The organism is Halalkalibacter suaedae (assembly GCF_017939705.1).
Classification (GTDB): Bacteria; Bacillota; Bacilli; order Bacillales; family Bacillaceae_D; genus Halalkalibacter; species Halalkalibacter suaedae.
In genome coordinates this window covers 348,060-366,031 of record NZ_JAGKSQ010000003.1, presented here as the reverse complement: position 1 = coordinate 366,031, position 17,972 = coordinate 348,060, and the positions used below count along the sequence as shown (strand labels likewise).

Sequence of the window (17,972 nt, the reverse complement as noted above, 5' to 3'; positions counted from 1 at the left end):
CATCCGTCACACTTCTAGCTTTCCCCTATTTGTCAATACTTATTAAATATGAAGGAAATCCATAAAAAAAACGAAAAAAAATTTTTTGTATGTTTTTTTTAAGCTTCAATGGACATTTTATGTATAAAGTAATTTTCAAAGCGACACTCTATAGACAAACGTCAAATGGAGTGACTTGTATGAAAAATCGACATAAAGGCTTAATAGCTATAAGTATCTTTCTTGTTCTCTTTTCTGGAGGATGGGTTGCTAATGAGTTTAATAATCATAGAGTTCATGAAAAAGGACTCGATGGATTTGAAACATTGAATGTAGATGATGATCGAATCGTCCCAACAGTAACCCCTTTTGGACCAAGGGAATATATTCGGATTGGGAAACGCAATCAATTGAATGAATAAGGATAGGACAAAAAAAGTAGCTATCTAAGTTGATAGCTACTTTTTTTGTTAAGAGGATATCTTTATTTTATCAGAGAGTGAACGCTTGGCGATTTCCACGCGGATTAATTCAATGAAATCATAATTCAAATTCAGTTCAACAGCTTTGTAGTATGTCTCTATTAAAAGTTCGTCAGATAGGTTTTTCATTTCTTGTCCTGTCAACTAGCAGACAGGTTCACCTCCCTTATACAAATATTTCCTTTTTAGTCATAAATGTCTTGGTGGATAAGTAAACTAGTAAGTTACTTGTTGAAATAATCCTACCATGTTTTGTAAAATAGAACAACTGTTCTATTTATCCACACTAATTGGTGGATAAGTTGTTGATTCCCTGTTTATTAGTTTTTGAAACCCTTGATCTATCTAATGGAATAACGTGCATAACGTTATCCACAGTGTTGATTGTTGCGCATTTTTGTCGAAAAGTTTTTTTATTTGCTGAAAAATATGGAATGGATCTTGTCTAAAACGTCGTTTTTTGTCCAAATATTTTCATATAATTGAAAATAAAATGAACTAGAGGTATAGTTAAAGTTTGGTAAAGGACAATTATAGTAAAAAAGAGGTGCTCGGTTTGTTTAAAAAACTGTTACCAAGTCAATATGAGAAAAGTATTTACGATATTAAATTACAAGAGTTGAAACAAAGAGGGATTAAAGGGGTTATTACTGACCTAGACAATACATTAGTGGAATGGGATCGTGAAAGTGCAACGCCTGAAGTTCAAAAATGGTTTAAACAACTAAATGAATTGGGAATGAAGGTAACGATCGTTTCTAATAATAATTTAAAAAGAGTTCAGAAATTTGCTGATCCAGAAAAAGTACTTTTTATTCACAGTGCCCAAAAGCCTAGAACTCGTGCATTTAAATTAGCATGTGTGGATATGGGCTTAAAGCATGATGAAGTAGTTGTCATTGGAGATCAAATATTTACTGATGTTTTTGGAGGAAATCGAGCTGGTATCCATACCATCCTCGTTGTTCCAGTTGCGAAAACCGATGGACTTGCTACGAAATTAAATCGAAAAATGGAACAAGTCGTATTAAGATCGTTGAAAAAACGAGGAATGATTCACTGGGAGGATTAATAATGGAAGAAAGAGATTTAATGTGTGCAGGTTGTGGGGTAACAATACAAACAGAAGATAAGAATAAATTAGGATTTACACCACCATCTGCATTAGATAAGGATATTGTTACATGTCAAAGGTGCTTTCGATTAACTCATTATAATGAAATTCAAGACGTATCATTGACTGACGATGATTTTTTAAAGATTCTTCACGGACTTGGTGAAAAAAATGCATTGATTGTTAAGGTCGTTGACATATTTGATTTTACAGGAAGTTGGTTACCAGGCCTCCATCGTTTTGTTGGTAAGAACGATGTGTTATTAGTCGGTAATAAAGTGGACTTGCTCCCAAAATCAATTAATCATAATCGTCTTGTCAATTGGATGAAGAAGTCAGCGAAAGAACTTGGTCTTAAACCAGTTGATGTGACTTTAATGAGTGCAGTCAAAAATCAAGGTATTGAAGAAGTTGCTTCGCTAATTGATAAGCTTCGAAAAGGTCGCGATGTTTATATTGTTGGGTGTACAAATGTAGGAAAGTCGACATTTATTAATCAAATGATCAAAGCTTTTGGTGGGGATACAGAGCAATTGATCACAACATCTCACTTTCCAGGTACGACGTTAGATATGATTGATATCCCACTTGATGACGGTAAGGCATTGTATGATACACCAGGTATTATTAATCATCATCAAATGGCTCATTTTGTCGATAAACAGGAACTGAAAATCATTACACCTAAAAAAGAGATCAAGCCAATGGTTTTTCAGCTTAATGAAGAGCAAACTCTATTTTTTGGTGGCTTAAGTCGCTTTGACTTCGTCGAAGGGGAACGATCTTCCTTTACTTGTTATTTATCAAATGATCTTCAAATTCATCGTACAAAGCGTGAAAAGGCAGATGAACTTTATAAAAACCATCTAGGAAGTATGTTGACACCACCTGGAGAACTCTCAAAAGATACACTTCCACCACTAGTAAAGACAACATTCCAAGTAAGAGAGGAAAAAATGGACATTGTTTTTTCAGGGCTTGGTTGGGTGACTGTCCATGGACAGAATCTTAAAGTTGAGGCATATGCTCCCAAAGGAGTAAGTGTTACAATCAGAGAATCAATTATTTAATAGCAAGGGGAGGAGAACCTTGAATAAGTTATATGGGTTACTAGGGCATCCGGTTGGACACTCAATGTCGCCATTAATTCATAATGATGCCTTTAAAGCATTGGACATCGATGCAACCTATCAGGCTTTTGACGTCCACCCAAGTCAACTCAAGGAGGCTGTGGATGGTATTAGGGCCCTTGGGCTGTCAGGCTGCAATGTAACTGTTCCACACAAGGTAGCGGTGATGGAGTTTCTTGACGAGGTTGATGAAGAAGCTCGACTCATTGGAGCGGTAAATACAATAGTAAATGAAAATGGCAAATTAAAAGGATATAACACAGATGGACGTGGCTATGTTGAATCATTGCTTGAACAAGCTCAAACCAATTTATCCAATAAGCGAATTTTGTTGGTGGGAGCCGGAGGGGCAGCTAGAGGGGTTCTTGTCGCATTACTTAAAGAAGGCATTGCCCATGTCTCCATTACAAATCGAACTCTAGAGAAGGCAAAACCTCTTCTAGCGATTGCTAATGAGCTTCAAACAGATGCTGCACTAATCAGGCTAGATGAAGCCGAGTCTCTTCTTAATCAATTTGATGTCATTATAAATACGACGTCTGTAGGAATGAGTCCAAATATCTCTGATACACCACTTTCAATACACAGCTTGAAGCAGGGTGTTATTGTTAGTGATTTAATTTATAACCCATTAGAAACACTGTTTTTACAAGAAGCCAGCCAGCAAGGGGCAGAAATAGCAAATGGTGTCGCAATGTTTGTTAATCAAGCAGCCCTATCCTTTGAATATTGGACAGGGATCCGTCCTGATCGCAAAAAAATGGAGCAATTAGTATTAAGACAACTAGGAGGAAATGAAACATGTTAACAGGGAAACAAAAGCGTTTTTTACGTTCGAAAGCTCATCATCTTCAACCAATTTTTCAAGTAGGAAAAGGTGGAGTCAATGAGAATATGACTAAGCAAATTGCAGAGGCATTAGAAACACGGGAGCTTCTGAAAGTAAGTGTTCTGCAAAATTGTGATCAGGATAAAGACGAGGTCGCTCAAATGATCACTTCTTCAACAGGGGCGGATCTTGTCCAGGTAATCGGAAGCACAATTGTTCTCTATAAGGAATCAAAGGAAAATAAAGAACTAGTTCTCCCGTAAGGAGTGACGAATCTTGAAAAAAATCGGATTGTTTGGGGGGACATTTAATCCCCCACATCTTGGACATATGCTTTTTGCTCAAGAGGCATTATCAGCTTTTGAATTAGATGAAATTTGGTTTGTTCCAGTTAATATCCCGCCTCATAAAAAGAAAGAAAATCTGGCTTCTAACGAAGAGCGTGTTGAAATGCTTAGACGAAGCATACAATGGAATCAAGACTTCTTTGTATCAATGATTGAGGTTGAACGAGAGGGACCTTCGTATACGATTGAAACGGTCCTAAGTCTTAGGACGCAATATCCTAGCTATGATTTTTATTTTTTAATTGGTGGAGATATGATTGATTATTTACCAAAATGGGAAAAAATAGACGAATTAATGGATTTGGTTACCTTTATTGGTGTAGACCGTCCTGGGGCTCGGTCTGAATCAAGCTATGCCAAGCAGGTTCAACGTCTAGAAATGATTCAGGTTGACTATTCTTCAACATTTATTCGAAAACGAATAAAAGAAGGTAAGCCAATTACTTATATGGTTACTAGAGAAGTGGAAAGCTATATAAAGGAGAGAGCGATTTATGAATCGTGAAGAAGCCTTAGCATTAGTCAAACCACATTTAACCGATCATCGTTATACGCATACAGTAGGGGTTACTGATACTGCTATCAAGCTTGCTAAGCGTTACGGTGCCAACAGCAAGCAAGCAGAACTAGCAGGGATCTTCCATGATTATGCTAAATTTCGTAATAAGGAAGAAATGAGGACGTTAGTTAAGGGAAAACTAACTAATAATATTCTCATTTTAGAATATAGCAGTGAATTATTACATGCACCATGTGGAGCGTACTATGTTGAAAATGAAATTGGGATAAAAGATGAAGAAATATTAAATGCCATTCGTTACCACACCACAGGAAGAGTTGGCATGACTCTTTTAGAAAAAGTTATTTTTTTAGCTGACTATATTGAGCCGGGTCGTGATTTTAAGGGTGTTGACGAGGTGCGCGAATTAGCTACTATCGACTTAGACAAGGCGATTATTCAAATGTTAGTGAATACCATTTCGTTTTTGATGAAGCGACAGCAGCAGGTGTTTCCAACAACAATAGAAACGTATAACGATTTTATAAAAAAACAGAAAAAAAAGGAGAAGTGATTGATTGATGACATCAACAATTTTACATTCTACGATTCAAGCAATGGATGATAAAAGGGCAGAGAATATTGTCGCATTAGATATGAGAGGAGTCTCATTAATTGCCGATTACTTTGTTATTTGTCACGGGAATTCAGACAAGCAAGTTCAGGCAATTGCCCAAGAAGTGAAAAGCGTTGCTCAAGAAGAAGGCTTTGAGATTAAGCGTCTAGAAGGATTCGATCAAGCGAGATGGGTCTTAATTGATTTAGGGGATGTCGTGATTCATGTCTTTCATAAAGATGAGCGTCTTTATTATAATCTTGAGAAGCTTTGGGGAGATGCACCGACGGTTGAACTTGAGGGAGTATTAGGGTAATGGAATTAAAACCAGGGTATAGTGTAACGCTTGAAGCTGTTCGTAAGGCGGATTTTGGTTATTTTCTTTCAGATGGTAAGACAGATATTTTGTTACATGAGCGTGAAATAAAGGGTGACGTAGCCGTTGGTGATCAGATTGAGGTTTTTCTTTATCATGATCATGAAGGCAGACTTGCTGCTACAATGGAAACACCTCTTTTACGTATGAATGAGTTTGCCTGGTTGGAAGCTGTTCATGTCAAAACAGGTCATGGTGTCTTTTTCCATAATGGAATCTCAAGAGACTTGTTTTTATCAATGGACGAGCTTCCATATGATCGTGATCATTGGCCACAACCTGGTGATAAGCTCCCATTATCATATACATGGGATAAGCGTGGTCGTTTAATGGCGAAGTTAGTTAAAGGTGAACCAGTGGAAAAGCTAGCAATACCAGCAGATCAAACGTTGAAAAATCAGGAAATTGAGGGCTATGCATATCATTTCTTAGATGACGGAATTTTGATTTTTTCTGATGAGGGCTATATTGCCTTTCTGCATAACGACGAATTAACTAAAATTGTCCGTTACGGAGAGAGAATGAAGGTTCGAGTCTTATTTATTCGTGAAGATGGACGTGTAAATGTAACGATGAAGCCACTGCGCTCAGTTCAACAGGAAGATGATGCAGAAATGATTCTAGCCTTCTTAGAAGCCCGTGATGGATCGATGCCTTATTGGGATAAAACACCGCCTGAAGATATTGAAGCACGCTTCCATATAAGTAAAGCTAAGTTCAAGCGTGCTCTCGGAAAGCTAATGAAAGAAAAGAAAATTGAACAACGTGATGGTTGGACACACCTGAAAAAGGAGCATTCAGGAGTAGAATGAGTTATCAATCGTTTGCAGCATATTATGATCAGCTAATGTCCGAGGCCCCTTATGATAAGTGGATCGACTATGTACAGCAACAATTTTATCGCCATAATCAAACATTAAAGGGATTAACGGTTCTAGATATTGGCTGCGGTACAGGTGAGGTTATTCTTCGCTTACACAATAGAGGTGCTGCGGTAGCGGGTGTTGATCTTTCAGGAGAGATGTTAACGATTGCTCGCGATAAATGTGAGCAATCCTCCTTCACGCCTATTTTACTACAACAATCGATGGCAGAACTAGATGTCGTCGGAACATACCAATTGGTTACCATTCTCTGTGACTCTTTAAATTACTTGAAAAGTGAAGAAGAAGTTAAGCAAACATTTCAGCGTATTTTCGATTGTTTAGAGTATGGTGGAGTACTGATTTTTGATGTTCATTCCCTATTTAAAGTTGAACAAGGTTATATCGGTCAAACCTTTGCAGACGATAGAGAGGATATTTCTTATATTTGGACATCATTTGAAGGAGAGCATCCAGCAAGTGTTGAACATGAATTAACGTTTTTTGTGTTAGAAGAGGATGGCAAATATCGGCGTTTTGAGGAAGTACATAATCAGCGAACCTTTTCAATAGACGATTATCGTAAATGGTTAACAGATGCTGGCTTTGTTATCGATTCAATCACTGCAGACTTTGAAGAGAAGCCCCCGACAGCTGAAAGTGAAAGAATATTTTTTTGTGCGAGAAAAAAGTAGAAGGAATTTTGGCAACAAAAGAGAAAGATAAAGGAAGAAGCATTAGCTTCTTCCTTTAGTCTTTTCTAATAATGATTCTGTTATTAGTTCTTGATCCTCGTAATATTTAGCATGTGTTTGTTGGAAGAGGTGATCAAACATCGGACCAATTTCATTCTCAAGTACTTTAATCCCTTCACCAGTAATTCCCCCAGGAACACACACCCTTTTTTGTAAAGTTGGTAATGTGTAATGCCCTTTTTCAAGTAACTTCCCCATACCAATCATCATATTTGTCGCTAGTGTTGTCGCATCTTCCTTTGAGATATTTGTTTGACGTACGGCCCCATCAATAAATTGTTGAAGGATATAGCTAATAAAAGCAGGACCGCAGCTAACGATATCTGAAGACACCCGAGTAATATCTTCATCAATTAACAATGGCTTGGAAATGGATGACATTAGATTAGTTAAGAAATAACGATCCTCTGAGGTACATCGTTTGCCAAAGCTTAAAAGGGAAGAACCGGTTAAGGCTCGGTTTAGAATACTTGGAATTGCCCTCGCAACTTTGCAATCCACCATCTCTTCAAGTTGAGTAACTGAGATCGGACTTGTAATTGAAATAAGAAGCTTATTTTCCTCACAATAAGGGGCAATTTCTTCTAACGCACCTGGAAATTGTAACGGTTTAACACATAGGAATATGACATCGCATTGGCGGACGACATCCGTAGATTCTTGGACAACCTCTAGAACGGGGAATCGTTCTGACAAGGCTGTTGCTTTTTCAAGTGTACGATTAGTAATAAGAAGCTGGTTCTCTAAACAAACACCTGATTCAATAAATGACTCAAGTAAGATCGTACCCATACTTCCTGTTCCAATGACTCCTATTTTCATGGTAGACTCCCTCCCGCATTTACATTTTCACGAACACGTCATGACTAAACGTATGAAGGTAGCTCCGATGATATGCCAAAAGAATTGGATAATATTAGTTACGAGTGAGGAATTGGTTGATCATTTCAATTGTTACCTGTTTTCTAGCAGGGAACTGAAACCGAGTAGCGATCTGATTCATTTCATTTGTAATCTGGTTAATTTCATTTGTTTGAAACGGCTTGCCGGCTTTGGCAAGTTGAAAAACCGCTTCAATTGCTTGCTCTCTAGCGGCATCTAAAGCGAGAAAATCCTTCTGTGCTTGACGATGGTTCTTTACTTGTTCTGCTATTTGTAAGTGTACGGCCATGAATATTCGCCTCTTTCAATAAAAAGTTATCTGTATAACAGAATAAAGGATGTGGTGGAAATGATCAAGAACATTCAAGGTGAGATGTGGAAAGTAATGCTTGGTATTGCCGTGATAATAGTTGGAATCCTTTTATATCTCCACAATCAAGATACAGATGAGGCGACAACGATCGACTGGTCCTCCTCAGCTGAATCGTTAGATGAAGGAGAGGCTCTTGACGAAATTGAAACAATTGAGGAGCCCTTTATAATGATCGATATAAAGGGGGCTATACAGCAGCCCAATGTGTATCAACTACCTAGGGGGAGTCGAGTTTACGAAGCGATCAAAGAAGCTGGAGGGTTTACAGAAGATGCTGATGAAAGGCAACTGAATTTAGCCCAGTTACTAGTCGATGAAATGGTTGTCTATGTGCCGACGGTTGGAGAAGAGGGAGTAGGTGAAGCTGTAGCAGTGGGTCAAACCGATACTAAGGAAGAAGGAAAGATCAAGATCAATACGGTAGATGAAACAGAATTACAACAGCTACCTGGAATTGGTCCGACAAAGGCAGAAGCGATCATTGCATATAGAGAAGAAAATGGTCCTTTTAAAGAGATGAATGATTTACTCAACGTTTCTGGGATTGGAATAAAGTCTCTTGAGAAGCTTGAAGGATTTGTTGTGTTCCACTAATCGATTATCCAGTTATAATAGAAAATATCAAAAGACATAAGGTGAAGGAGTGTAGAAGATGGAGAGAATTGCTTGGGATCAATATTTCATGGCACAAAGTCATTTATTAGCATTAAGAAGCACGTGTGAAAGATTAATGGTGGGTGCAACGATTGTAAGGGACAAGCGTATTATAGCAGGTGGATATAATGGCTCAGTTTCTGGAGGGGCACATTGTATCGATGAAGGTTGCTATGTTGTCGATAATCATTGTATAAGAACAGTTCACGCAGAGGTGAATGCGTTATTACAATGTGCTAAATTTGGCGTCGCGACCACCGGTGCTGAATTGTATGTTACTCATTTTCCTTGTGTGCATTGCTCAAAAGCAATTATTCAAGCGGGAATTAAGAATATTTACTATTCACAGGACTATAAAAACCATCCTTACGCAATTGAAATGTTCAAGGATGCGGGAGTAATTGTGAAACAGGTTCAATTAGAAACGATGAGTTTTGACCAAAAGCATGAAGAAAAGCAACAATTTATATCCACTTTAATTGATAGATTAGATAAGGTTGGTTTAGACGAACAAGAAATGTTAGAACTTAAGCATGAAGCGAGATCGCTCTTTGAAGCTACTTCATTCCTCCATTCAAAATGATTGTCCGTTTTCTACCGCTTCTACCAGTATCTGCAACGCTCGGTCTGATATTTGCTCTAAGAGGACCGAGCATTCCCTCGATTATACTTTTATTTCTCTTGCCTATTCTCTTTTATAAGCATTTTCGGATTGTTCTCTTATTCACGTTTCTACCACTTGTTACGTATTATTTGATCGGGTTGTCTGCCGCTGAAAACCAAACGCGACTGGAGGAAGGTGAACAGGAGTTGTTTGGCACGATTCACTCGATTCCGGACCTTGACGGGGATCGTTTATCAATGCGGTTTCTTACAGAGAAAAACGAACAGGTCCATGTTCAGGCCTTTTTAAGTAATCCGGAGAAAAAGGATCAAGCAGAACGATTATCTCCCGGAGATTCCTGTCGTCTTAAGGGAACGTTAACCCCACCTAATCCCCCAACGAATTTCAATCAATTTGATTATGCACGTTATTTAAAGGAACAAGGAATTTTTTGGGTTTACTACATAGAAGATAATGGAATCGAGTGTAAGCAACATTCTCGTTCTTTTATGATGTCTTTGCAAAGCTGGCGTCAGCAACAAATGAATCGAATCGAAGCAATCGTTGACGTTGAAGTTATCGGGATTGTTCAAGCATTATTGTTTGGAAGTCGGACAAGTATGGATGAGGGTGTATTAGAGGCTTATCAGCGATTGGGTGTGATTCATCTTTTGGCTGTTTCTGGTCTTCACGTCGGAATGATTGTTTCTGGTTTGTTTTATGCTTTCATTCGTTTTGGCTTGACGAGAGAGCGTACAATTGACATTTTGCTTATCTTTTTACCTTTCTATATTTTCGTAGCAGGAGCGGCCCCTTCTGTAATCAGAGCGTCCCTTATGACGATGGTTGTTCTTCTCTGTTTAAGGCTTAGAAAAAGACCTCCTCCAATCGCTGGCATTATTCTCGTCTATTTGGCTTATTTAAGTATTGAACCATATGTCTTGTTTCAGCTAGGCTTTCAATTGTCTTTTTTAGTTTCTTTTGGGTTGATTGTTTCGGCGAAGAAAATTCGGACATACCAATCAAGGACGATCCAGCTACTCATTGTCACTCTTATTTCGCAATGCCTCTCACTTCCTATATTACTTCTACACATATTTGAAATCCCATGGCTCAGTCTACCGATTAACTTAGTATATATTCCTTTTATTACAATGATTATTTTGCCATTAACCTTTGCTGGCTTTTTCTTATCCTTCGTGACGACTACCTTAAATCTTCCGTTCATGCTACTTGATGTGATCATTCCTCCTATGCATCAAGTCTTACTACTGTTTTCTAATTCGAGGTTTGCTACCCTAGTCATAGGCAAGCCAGATGTCCTAACTATAATTAGTCTCTACATCGCGATGCTTATTGGTTTTCTTGGATGGGAAGGAAATAAGAAGGTCTTAATCTGGTCCTCTGTTGTTATTAGTGCAAGCTTGATTTCTATTCAAATGTTTCTCCCTTATTTAAATCCAAATGCGAAAATAACAATGATTGATGTTGGTCAGGGAGATAGCTTTTTAATTGAACTTCCATATCGACAAGCAGTGTATTTAATTGATACGGGTGGAACCCCATCTATCTTTGCTGAGGAAGAATGGAGGGTTAGAAGAAGAACATTTGATGTCGGAGCGGATATCGTTGTACCAGCACTCAAACAAAGAGGAATTAGGCATATAGATAGTCTCGTCCTTACACATGGACATGCAGATCATATTGGAGGGGCAAAGGAAGTCGCCAAATCTTTTTTCATTGAAACGGTTCTCTACAGTCCCGGTGTGATTGAAGGTGATTTAGAAAAGGAGATTTTAAGTCAATTAGTTAAAAAAGGAGCAAAGATTAAATATGTAGAGGATGGTTTCGAATGGAATGTAGGTGTGTCTCAATTTAAAGTACTGTCGCCCTCTGGAGTCATAAATGGATTAAACGAACGATCAATCGTCATTTTAGCTCAAGTAGAGGGTGTTTCCGTACTGTTTACAGGTGATCTTGAGGAAGAAGGAGAAAAAGGATTACTCAACCGATATCCAAATCTTCAAGTCGATCTTCTTAAAGTGGGTCATCATGGCAGCAAAACATCTACAACAGAAGCATTACTTGAACAATTAAAACCAAAAGGAGCCCTTATCTCAGTAGGAAGAAACAATCACTACGGTCATCCTAATCCTGATGTTCTCTCAAGGCTTGAAACAGATAACATCAAAGTTTGGCGAAGTGACCAAGATGGTGCAGTCCAATTGGAGCTAAGAAATGGAATGATCAAATTAACAAAGGCCAAAAAATAAAAAGAGGATATCCCTTGAGGGGGATCATCCTCTTTTTTTGAATTGCCTTTTATTCGGTTTTAAAATGCCGAAGCAACATCAATTACTGAAGCAATGATGAAAATAACGGCAAAGAAACCAAATGAAACACCAAAGGCAACACCAGAGTCAATCGCATCATTACGTTTACTTTGTACTTCTTTTTCAAAATGATTCATCTGGCACCCCTCCTTTTCCATCATTAGTATAAGCTAAGTGCCTAAAAAAAGCTAGATCGGTTCAAATGAAAACGTTCCATTATTCCCTAATGTTCATAAGATTGTCAGATCATTAACTCTACTGTAAAGAGTTGTCACCTATAGTTTATGTCTGCATAGGATACTATAAATATTGAAAGCTGATTATTGGTTATCGTCATGGGCGGGAATTCCCGGGGTCGCGCTGCATGGCGTTTATCATAAATGGGGGCCTGACCGTTTCGGTATAGGTCCCTTTATTAATCACTTGTTATTTGTTCGCTCATTGTCTAAGCTAAGAATAGGCGGTTATTTCGCATTAAATGACCAGATAAATGAGGTATGGGCAAATGTCGTATTTACAAGTAAAGAAAGACATCGATAATGGTAAGATTAAACCGATTTATTTTATGTATGGTTCACAGTCCTTTTTAATGGACGATGTTGTACAAGCTATTGTTAGAAAGGTGCTTGGTTCAACTGATGACTCAAATGTAATTACATACAGTATTCAAGATACCCTTTTAGATTTAGCTATTGAGGAAGCTGAAACGTTCCCATTTCTTGGTGGAAAAAAAGTTGTCATTGTCAAAGAATTTAACTTAGTTACTAGTCAAAAGCAAGAGGCGAAGATGGACCATGATCTCGATCGACTTGAACAATATCTCTCGCATCCATCAAGTGAATCGGTTCTGATTGTACAAGCTCCATATGAAAAGCTTGATGAACGTAAGAAAATAACCAAATCTTTAAAAAAGACAACAGTTGTTGAATGCGTCCCCTTCGATGTTCAGACAACAAACCAATGGCTTGAGGACCAAGCACAACAGAAACAGATGACGATAACAAAGGAAGCGAAGGAACATTTAGTCGAAAGAGTTGGTGTTAATTTGCTCCAACTTGCCTCGGAAATGGAAAAACTTTCGCTATATGTTGGAAGTGAGGGAGTTGTTAATGAAGACATAATTGATTTACTTGTTGCTCGCTCTCTTGAACAGGATGTCTTTGCTTTGATTGATTTTGCAGTAAAGCAACGATTAGATGAGGCGTTGGTGATCTATCATGATTTATTAAAACAAAAAGAGGAACCACTAAAGATCTTAGCACTAATTGCTCGTCAGCTCAGAATCTTTTATCAAATTAAGGAAATGAGCAGACAATCTTATTCACAAAAGCAAATGGCAGGACAACTGAAATTACATCCATATGTTGTCAAATTAGCAAGTCAACAAATGAATCGTTTTGAAGATAAATTTCTTCTGGAGCTATTAGAGGCTGCTGCAGATACAGACTTTGCAATAAAGTCAGGGAAAATGGACAAAGTTCTTGCAGTTGAATTATTACTAATGAAATTAGCGAGCAGAAAAAAACACACGATCAAATGATCGTGTGTTTTGAAAATTAAGCAGAAAGTCCGTTTAATTTTTTTGCTAAGCGTGACTTTTGACGTGAAGCGGCATTCTTATGAATAAGTCCTTTATTAGCTGCTTTGTCAAGCTTCTTAATAGCTTCAGTGTAAGCTGCAGCTGCAGTTGCATCTCCAGCTTCAACTTTAGTTTCAAAGTTCTTAATAGCTGTACGTAACGCAGACTTCACAGAAATGTTTTGAGCACGACGCTTGTCATTTGTTTTTACACGTTTAATGGCTGATTTAATATTTGGCATATCTTTCACCTCCTGATTATCACCTATCATGAACGGTTCAATACCTTGTTTTCAGGCGATTATACAACAAATTGGATTTTATCAAAAACAGCACCTAATTGCAATAGAAGAATGAAAACATAAATCGACGGAAACGATAAAAGGTAGATAAATATAGACAGGAGTGTGTAAAAATGAGCGAAGAAATTAATCTTGAACAGTATCAAATCCGGACAGACTTAGCAGTTGAAGCCCATCAAATGGTTATTGAACAGGATAAAAAAAATAATAAGCAACCGACGGGGCTTGTTAATGGTGTTGAGGTTAAAGAGGAAACGATTGATGGGGTATCAATAACACGTGTCACGATTGATGAAGTTGGAGCAAAGCGTCTTGGTAAGAAAGCAGGAAATTATTTAACGTTTGAAGCACAGGGCATCAGAAAAAAGGATACTGAGCTGCAAGAACAAATGGAGCGAGTGTTTGCTAACTCATTTAGTGCGTTTATGAAAGAGGTTGGAATTAAACAGTCAGATACTTGTCTTGTGGTTGGTTTAGGGAACTGGAATGTTACACCAGATGCATTAGGACCAATTGCCGTAGAAAATTTACTTGTAACAAGACATTTATTTCAGTTAGCACCTGAGCAGGTACAGGAAGGTTTTCGTCCTGTTAGTGCCGTAGCACCAGGAGTAATGGGGTTAACTGGAATTGAAACAAGTGATGTCATTTATGGAATTATTGAGAAGACAAAACCTGATTTCGTTATTGCAATAGATGCCTTAGCTTCTCGCTCAATTGATCGAGTGAATTCGACGATTCAAATTTCTGATACTGGCATTCATCCAGGAAGTGGTGTTGGAAACAAGAGAAAGGAAATTAGTAAGGAAGCATTAGGGATTCCAGTTATTGCTGTAGGTATCCCCACAGTCGTTGATGCGGTTTCAATTACAAGTGATACGATTGATTATGTCTTAAAGCATTTTGGTCGAGAAATGCGTGAAGGGAATTCACCTTCAAGGGCATTGGCACCTGCTGGAATGACTTTTGGAGAGAAACGAGTATTAACTGATGAAGATCTTCCAGATGAATCGAAACGTGAAACGATTATGGGGATGATTGGTACATTACCCGAACAAGAGAAGCGTCAATTGATTCAAGAAGTTCTTTCGCCACTTGGCCATAATTTGATGGTTACTCCAAAAGAGGTAGACGTTTTCATTGATGATATGGCAAATGTGATTGCAGCTGGCTTGAATGCCGCTCTGCATGAGAGTATTAACCAAGGCAATGTTGGCGGTTATACTCATTAAATGTTTTGTGTGGAGGAGAATTGCGATGGCAAGACTCTTCGGCTCCGCTACCGGGATGGGGGGCACGCACCCGCCGGAGGGCATGTAACTAACCGGCTTCGCCGGTGGATTTCCATTTTGCCCTTATGTCCTGCAGGAGTCGGCCCACCTATCCCGTCCGCTGGGGTTAGAGTAAGAAAGAGAATCTACCCTCTCTCTAACACCCTCATAAATAGATGACGGATTTTCGTCTCTTTAATGGGTAATCAAATGGTGTTTGGTGGAAAGTAAAACCATTCTGCGAATATTGATAATCTTGTTTAATCTATTTCTTTTTACAAAGTACGTCAAAACCAGAGGCCACTGAAAAAGTGCTCTTTTTAGAAGATATGATGAAGTAGCAAGATTTTCACCAGTTGAAGGTACCTCCTTATACTGAGTACGGTTTGTTGAATTCTTTATGGACATATGATCCCTTAAACCTCAATATTTCCCTTCTTTATCATGTTTACGGACATATGATCCGTTATTTCATATAAATCGTAAAGAAATGCCAGTTATAAGAGTGAATAACGAATCATATGTCCGTTACTACACGAATTCTCGTTTTTCTCATTGTTTAACGGAACCAATGTCCGTAAGCAAGTTCTAGGATCTAAACCACGTCCTTTAAAAGTAGGTAGTATCACCATTTTAGTCTTTGTTATTTGTATATTTAACGTATCTTTTATATTCGAGTAGTAATAACGTCTCCACACGTTCTACTCATAGCGGAGGTTAAGACAAAACAACTGCTTCTTTCAATGCTTTACGAGGCCACTAAAGAAACCTTTTTCAGTGGCCTCCAAAATCATTGTTTGTCAGTCGATGTGCTAATAAAAACTATTCGAGATATTGAAACTAAATTGGGGTATCGTTTATTCCGGTTTTTTATAATATCTGAGGCTCAAACAAGTTAATTAAACTTGTTTGAGTCTTTTTTTTGTTCTATTTGAGGAATCTTCGTCATAGAGATGGGATTAGTTAGTTTAGTTCCTTTCAGGCAGACATTGGACAAGGTATTCGACGCAGCACAATTCACAGTAGGAAGGTGAGAGGATGAAAAAACGAAATCAATTTCGTGGATTTACCGTTTCTCTAAACAGGACGAGCCTGAAGAAACTAATCGCTTCTTTGATTATAGGAATGATGGCCCTTTTTATTTTCACAGGAATGCTTACTTCTTTTGAACCTGGGTATGGCCTTGCGTCAACTCAGGTGCACGAGTGGGCAACAAATATTAAAGGTGAGCATTTTATGTATATTCTCGGGATGGAAAATCAATATTTCAAACAAGTTCTTCCAGAAGATAGCGAACCACCCAGTCTATCATCAATTGCCTTTGAGGTAGCGACAAGTATAAACCCAAATGATCCAAGAAGTTTACTTGGACGAGAACTTCCGGGCTTTGCCCTCTTTGATGGAACTATTTTAATAGCAGGGGAAGGGACGGATTATACGAACCTACCTGTTGAATCGGCTCCACCGATGGAAGTGATTATGGCTGAGCGTGAGGCAACGAAGGAAAGTTTAGAGAAGTTAGAACAAATAGAGAAAGAACGCGAAGAAATCCCTGAAACAACAAATGGACGGAAAGTTGTTCATATTATTCACTCACATAACACAGAATCTTTTTTACCTGAGCTAGAAACAGATGTTCCAAATGAGGCATTCCATAGAGAAATAAATATCGAACTCGTTGGGGAAAAACTTTCACAAGAGCTTGAAAAAAGAGGAATAGGTGTTGAAGTTGAGGAACGTGACGTTCAAAACAATGTGTTAGAAAAAGGCTGGCAATACGGAAAATCATATGATGCTTCTCGTGAATTTGTACAGGAGGCAATGGCAGGTAACGAAAATCTGGAATTTTTCTTTGACTTACATCGAGATACGATTTCCCGTGACAAAACGACAGTTACAATTAATGGTAAGGTTTATGCCCGTACTGTATTTGTTATTGGTGGCAACCATAGTAACTATGAACAAAATTACAAGTTAGCCGAAGATCTTCACAACTCACTTGAAAAGAAATATCCAGGTTTAAGTCGTGGGGTTATGTTAAAAAGTGGTTCATTAACAAATGGTAAGTTTAATCAAGACTTATCAGGCAATTCAATCTTAATTGAAATGGGCGGAGTGCATAACAGTCTTGATGAGGTTAACTTATCAGCTACAGCTATTGCAGAAGTCTTTTCAGAGTATTATTGGGAGAAAAATGCATCTGCTGAATAAGAGAGGAGCTATCAAATGAAAAAACTGGTTGTGATTTTCGTTAGTGTTGGTTTACTAATCTTACTTGGTTCATTGTTTGGTGTACAACAAATGAGTGAAGAGCTTGGAATTTCACAGCCAGTACCTCTCTTAATTGAAAAAGAACAGCAGCAAGAAGAGAAAGCCACTCAAGTAAAACAATCAGAGCTGGAAGTGAAAAGTCAAAAGATTGAAGAGACAGGTCGCTTTAATTTCTTCTCAGAAATGGGGAGTGATTTAGCTAAAGGCTTTAATTATGTAAGTAGGGCGATGCTAGGTCAAGTAATGACATTTGTCCATCAAGTACTAAACGGCGAACAAGAAGCTAATAGTTAATTATAACTGTTAGCTTCAGCTTGTTAAGAGGGTCTTTTGTACATAAATGCCATGATAAGATGCTTCGCTCCCGCTACCGGGATGGGGGGCACGCACCCGCCGGAGGGCATGGAACCAACTGGCTCTGCCAGTGGATTTCCATATTGCCCTTATGTCCTGCAGGAGTCGGTCCGCCCATCCCGTCCGCTTAACTGAGAGGACAAATGGAAAATAACTTACCCTCTTAAATCGAAGACATGTATGAGGCACCTCGAATGTCTATCTTGGTATACTGAATCAGACTTTAACAGGGAATGATGTTCAAAGAAGTTTTTATGTGCATTTTATTATGCCGACTTGATCTTTTCAGCCATGCACTTGAAATAGTTAGCCAATTGGCTGAATGGCATTCCGAGCAAAGCATTTAATTAGCGGATGAAA

At 38.3% G+C, this 17,972-nt stretch carries 22 protein-coding genes; 17 read left to right on the top strand and 5 right to left on the bottom strand.

What is annotated here, in order from left to right:
- Window positions 1–179 precede the first annotated feature (179 nt).
- Window positions 180–401 (top strand): hypothetical protein, encoded by a 222-nt coding sequence (locus tag J7W16_RS09365; protein WP_210597027.1) that lies wholly within the window; start codon window positions 180–182, stop codon window positions 399–401.
- Between the two features lie 48 nt (window positions 402–449).
- Here the strand turns inward: J7W16_RS09365 and J7W16_RS09360 are convergent, their stop codons facing one another.
- A complete protein-coding gene (locus J7W16_RS09360) occupies window positions 450–590 on the bottom strand; it encodes a sporulation histidine kinase inhibitor Sda (protein WP_210597230.1) in 141 nt (46 codons plus the stop codon).
- Between the two features lie 427 nt (window positions 591–1,017).
- On the opposite strand from J7W16_RS09360, the gene J7W16_RS09355 reads away from it, so the two are divergent.
- The 9 genes from J7W16_RS09355 to J7W16_RS09315 are packed head-to-tail and all read left to right on the top strand — an operon-like array spanning window position 1,018 to window position 6,930.
- Complete coding sequence (locus J7W16_RS09355) at window positions 1,018–1,533, top strand: YqeG family HAD IIIA-type phosphatase (RefSeq protein ID WP_210597026.1); 516 nt, start codon at window positions 1,018–1,020, stop codon at window positions 1,531–1,533.
- A 2-nt stretch (window positions 1,534–1,535) separates the two neighbouring features.
- Window positions 1,536–2,645 carry a ribosome biogenesis GTPase YqeH gene (gene yqeH / locus J7W16_RS09350; protein WP_210597025.1) on the top strand — a complete coding sequence of 370 codons (1,110 nt, stop codon included), beginning with the start codon at window positions 1,536–1,538 and terminating at the stop codon, window positions 2,643–2,645.
- 19 nt (window positions 2,646–2,664) lie between these two features.
- Window positions 2,665–3,513, top strand: a complete 849-nt coding sequence (gene aroE, locus J7W16_RS09345; protein WP_210597024.1) for a shikimate dehydrogenase — start codon at window positions 2,665–2,667, stop codon at window positions 3,511–3,513.
- The gene (yhbY, locus tag J7W16_RS09340) at window positions 3,507–3,797 is read left to right on the top strand and encodes a ribosome assembly RNA-binding protein YhbY (protein ID WP_210597023.1); all 291 of its coding nucleotides are present in this window, start codon (window positions 3,507–3,509) and stop codon (window positions 3,795–3,797) included. The genes aroE and yhbY overlap by 7 nt, the downstream gene beginning before the upstream one ends.
- A gap of 13 nt (window positions 3,798–3,810) precedes the next feature.
- On the top strand, window positions 3,811–4,386 hold the full coding sequence (locus J7W16_RS09335; protein WP_210597022.1) for a nicotinate-nucleotide adenylyltransferase: 576 nt from the start codon (window positions 3,811–3,813) through the stop codon (window positions 4,384–4,386).
- Complete coding sequence (gene yqeK, locus J7W16_RS09330; RefSeq protein ID WP_210597021.1) at window positions 4,376–4,954, top strand: bis(5'-nucleosyl)-tetraphosphatase (symmetrical) YqeK; 579 nt, start codon at window positions 4,376–4,378, stop codon at window positions 4,952–4,954. Before J7W16_RS09335 ends, yqeK begins: the two co-directional genes overlap by 11 nt.
- A 7-nt stretch (window positions 4,955–4,961) precedes the next feature.
- Complete coding sequence (gene rsfS, locus J7W16_RS09325) at window positions 4,962–5,312, top strand: ribosome silencing factor (protein WP_210597020.1); 351 nt, start codon at window positions 4,962–4,964, stop codon at window positions 5,310–5,312.
- Entirely contained in the window at window positions 5,312–6,184 is an 873-nt protein-coding gene (locus J7W16_RS09320; RefSeq protein ID WP_210597019.1) for a CvfB family protein, read from the top strand. The genes rsfS and J7W16_RS09320 overlap by 1 nt, the downstream gene beginning before the upstream one ends.
- Window positions 6,181–6,930, top strand: coding sequence for a class I SAM-dependent DNA methyltransferase (locus J7W16_RS09315; RefSeq protein ID WP_210597018.1), 750 nt, complete (start codon window positions 6,181–6,183; stop codon window positions 6,928–6,930). Before J7W16_RS09320 ends, J7W16_RS09315 begins: the two co-directional genes overlap by 4 nt.
- 42 nt (window positions 6,931–6,972) lie before the next feature.
- Here J7W16_RS09315 and comER read toward each other — a convergent pair whose 3' ends face one another.
- Window positions 6,973–7,812, bottom strand: a complete 840-nt coding sequence (gene comER, locus J7W16_RS09310; RefSeq protein WP_210597017.1) for a late competence protein ComER — start codon at window positions 7,810–7,812, stop codon at window positions 6,973–6,975.
- 94 nt (window positions 7,813–7,906) lie between these two features.
- Window positions 7,907–8,161, bottom strand: coding sequence for a DUF2533 family protein (locus tag J7W16_RS09305; protein ID WP_210597016.1), 255 nt, complete (start codon window positions 8,159–8,161; stop codon window positions 7,907–7,909).
- Between the two features lie 60 nt (window positions 8,162–8,221).
- Between J7W16_RS09305 and J7W16_RS09300 the strand changes: the two genes are divergently transcribed.
- Genes J7W16_RS09300 through J7W16_RS09290 form a run of 3 tightly spaced genes read left to right on the top strand, consistent with a single transcriptional unit; the run spans window position 8,222 to window position 11,776 of the window.
- A complete protein-coding gene (locus tag J7W16_RS09300) occupies window positions 8,222–8,839 on the top strand; it encodes a helix-hairpin-helix domain-containing protein (protein ID WP_210597015.1) in 618 nt (205 codons plus the stop codon).
- 58 nt (window positions 8,840–8,897) lie between these two features.
- Window positions 8,898–9,482, top strand: coding sequence for a ComE operon protein 2 (locus J7W16_RS09295; protein ID WP_210597014.1), 585 nt, complete (start codon window positions 8,898–8,900; stop codon window positions 9,480–9,482).
- Entirely contained in the window at window positions 9,479–11,776 is a 2,298-nt protein-coding gene (locus tag J7W16_RS09290) for a DNA internalization-related competence protein ComEC/Rec2 (RefSeq protein WP_246879925.1), read from the top strand. The genes J7W16_RS09295 and J7W16_RS09290 overlap by 4 nt, the downstream gene beginning before the upstream one ends.
- A gap of 59 nt (window positions 11,777–11,835) precedes the next feature.
- On the opposite strand, the gene J7W16_RS09285 is transcribed toward J7W16_RS09290, so the two are convergent.
- Window positions 11,836–11,973, bottom strand: coding sequence for a YqzM family protein (locus J7W16_RS09285; RefSeq protein ID WP_210597012.1), 138 nt, complete (start codon window positions 11,971–11,973; stop codon window positions 11,836–11,838).
- 368 nt (window positions 11,974–12,341) lie between these two features.
- Between J7W16_RS09285 and holA the strand changes: the two genes are divergently transcribed.
- A complete protein-coding gene (gene holA, locus J7W16_RS09280) occupies window positions 12,342–13,376 on the top strand; it encodes a DNA polymerase III subunit delta (protein WP_210597011.1) in 1,035 nt (344 codons plus the stop codon).
- Window positions 13,377–13,392: 16 nt separating this feature from the next.
- On the opposite strand, the gene rpsT is transcribed toward holA, so the two are convergent.
- Window positions 13,393–13,656, bottom strand: coding sequence for a 30S ribosomal protein S20 (rpsT, locus tag J7W16_RS09275; protein WP_210597010.1), 264 nt, complete (start codon window positions 13,654–13,656; stop codon window positions 13,393–13,395).
- A 173-nt stretch (window positions 13,657–13,829) separates the two neighbouring features.
- Between rpsT and gpr the strand changes: the two genes are divergently transcribed.
- The 3 genes from gpr to J7W16_RS09260 all read left to right on the top strand — a co-directional run bounded on the left by gpr (window position 13,830) and on the right by J7W16_RS09260 (window position 17,552).
- Window positions 13,830–14,948, top strand: coding sequence for a GPR endopeptidase (gene gpr / locus J7W16_RS09270; RefSeq protein ID WP_210597009.1), 1,119 nt, complete (start codon window positions 13,830–13,832; stop codon window positions 14,946–14,948).
- A 1,077-nt stretch (window positions 14,949–16,025) separates the two neighbouring features.
- Complete coding sequence (locus J7W16_RS09265; RefSeq protein ID WP_210597008.1) at window positions 16,026–17,198, top strand: stage II sporulation protein P; 1,173 nt, start codon at window positions 16,026–16,028, stop codon at window positions 17,196–17,198.
- A gap of 15 nt (window positions 17,199–17,213) precedes the next feature.
- The gene (locus J7W16_RS09260; protein ID WP_210597007.1) at window positions 17,214–17,552 is read left to right on the top strand and encodes a DUF3679 domain-containing protein; all 339 of its coding nucleotides are present in this window, start codon (window positions 17,214–17,216) and stop codon (window positions 17,550–17,552) included.
- The last annotated feature ends 420 nt before the right edge of the window (window positions 17,553–17,972 follow it).

Excerpts from the sequence above, each read along its gene's own strand:
- J7W16_RS09365 (WP_210597027.1), top strand. The coding sequence starts at position 180 with ATGAAAAATCGACATAAAGGCTTAATAGCTATAAGTATCTTTCTTGTT.
- J7W16_RS09360 (WP_210597230.1), bottom strand. The coding sequence starts at position 590 with ATGAAAAACCTATCTGACGAACTTTTAATAGAGACATACTACAAAGCT.
- yqeH (WP_210597025.1), top strand. The coding sequence starts at position 1,536 with ATGGAAGAAAGAGATTTAATGTGTGCAGGTTGTGGGGTAACAATACAA.
- yhbY (WP_210597023.1), top strand. The coding sequence starts at position 3,507 with ATGTTAACAGGGAAACAAAAGCGTTTTTTACGTTCGAAAGCTCATCAT.
- yqeK (WP_210597021.1), top strand. The coding sequence starts at position 4,376 with ATGAATCGTGAAGAAGCCTTAGCATTAGTCAAACCACATTTAACCGAT.
- rsfS (WP_210597020.1), top strand. The coding sequence starts at position 4,962 with ATGACATCAACAATTTTACATTCTACGATTCAAGCAATGGATGATAAA.
- J7W16_RS09320 (WP_210597019.1), top strand. The coding sequence starts at position 5,312 with ATGGAATTAAAACCAGGGTATAGTGTAACGCTTGAAGCTGTTCGTAAG.
- J7W16_RS09315 (WP_210597018.1), top strand. The coding sequence starts at position 6,181 with ATGAGTTATCAATCGTTTGCAGCATATTATGATCAGCTAATGTCCGAG.
- comER (WP_210597017.1), bottom strand. The coding sequence starts at position 7,812 with ATGAAAATAGGAGTCATTGGAACAGGAAGTATGGGTACGATCTTACTT.
- J7W16_RS09305 (WP_210597016.1), bottom strand. The coding sequence starts at position 8,161 with ATGGCCGTACACTTACAAATAGCAGAACAAGTAAAGAACCATCGTCAA.
- J7W16_RS09300 (WP_210597015.1), top strand. The coding sequence starts at position 8,222 with ATGATCAAGAACATTCAAGGTGAGATGTGGAAAGTAATGCTTGGTATT.
- J7W16_RS09295 (WP_210597014.1), top strand. The coding sequence starts at position 8,898 with ATGGAGAGAATTGCTTGGGATCAATATTTCATGGCACAAAGTCATTTA.
- J7W16_RS09290 (WP_246879925.1), top strand. The coding sequence starts at position 9,479 with ATGATTGTCCGTTTTCTACCGCTTCTACCAGTATCTGCAACGCTCGGT.
- J7W16_RS09285 (WP_210597012.1), bottom strand. The coding sequence starts at position 11,973 with ATGAATCATTTTGAAAAAGAAGTACAAAGTAAACGTAATGATGCGATT.
- holA (WP_210597011.1), top strand. The coding sequence starts at position 12,342 with ATGTCGTATTTACAAGTAAAGAAAGACATCGATAATGGTAAGATTAAA.
- rpsT (WP_210597010.1), bottom strand. The coding sequence starts at position 13,656 with ATGCCAAATATTAAATCAGCCATTAAACGTGTAAAAACAAATGACAAG.
- gpr (WP_210597009.1), top strand. The coding sequence starts at position 13,830 with ATGAGCGAAGAAATTAATCTTGAACAGTATCAAATCCGGACAGACTTA.
- J7W16_RS09265 (WP_210597008.1), top strand. The coding sequence starts at position 16,026 with ATGAAAAAACGAAATCAATTTCGTGGATTTACCGTTTCTCTAAACAGG.
- J7W16_RS09260 (WP_210597007.1), top strand. The coding sequence starts at position 17,214 with ATGAAAAAACTGGTTGTGATTTTCGTTAGTGTTGGTTTACTAATCTTA.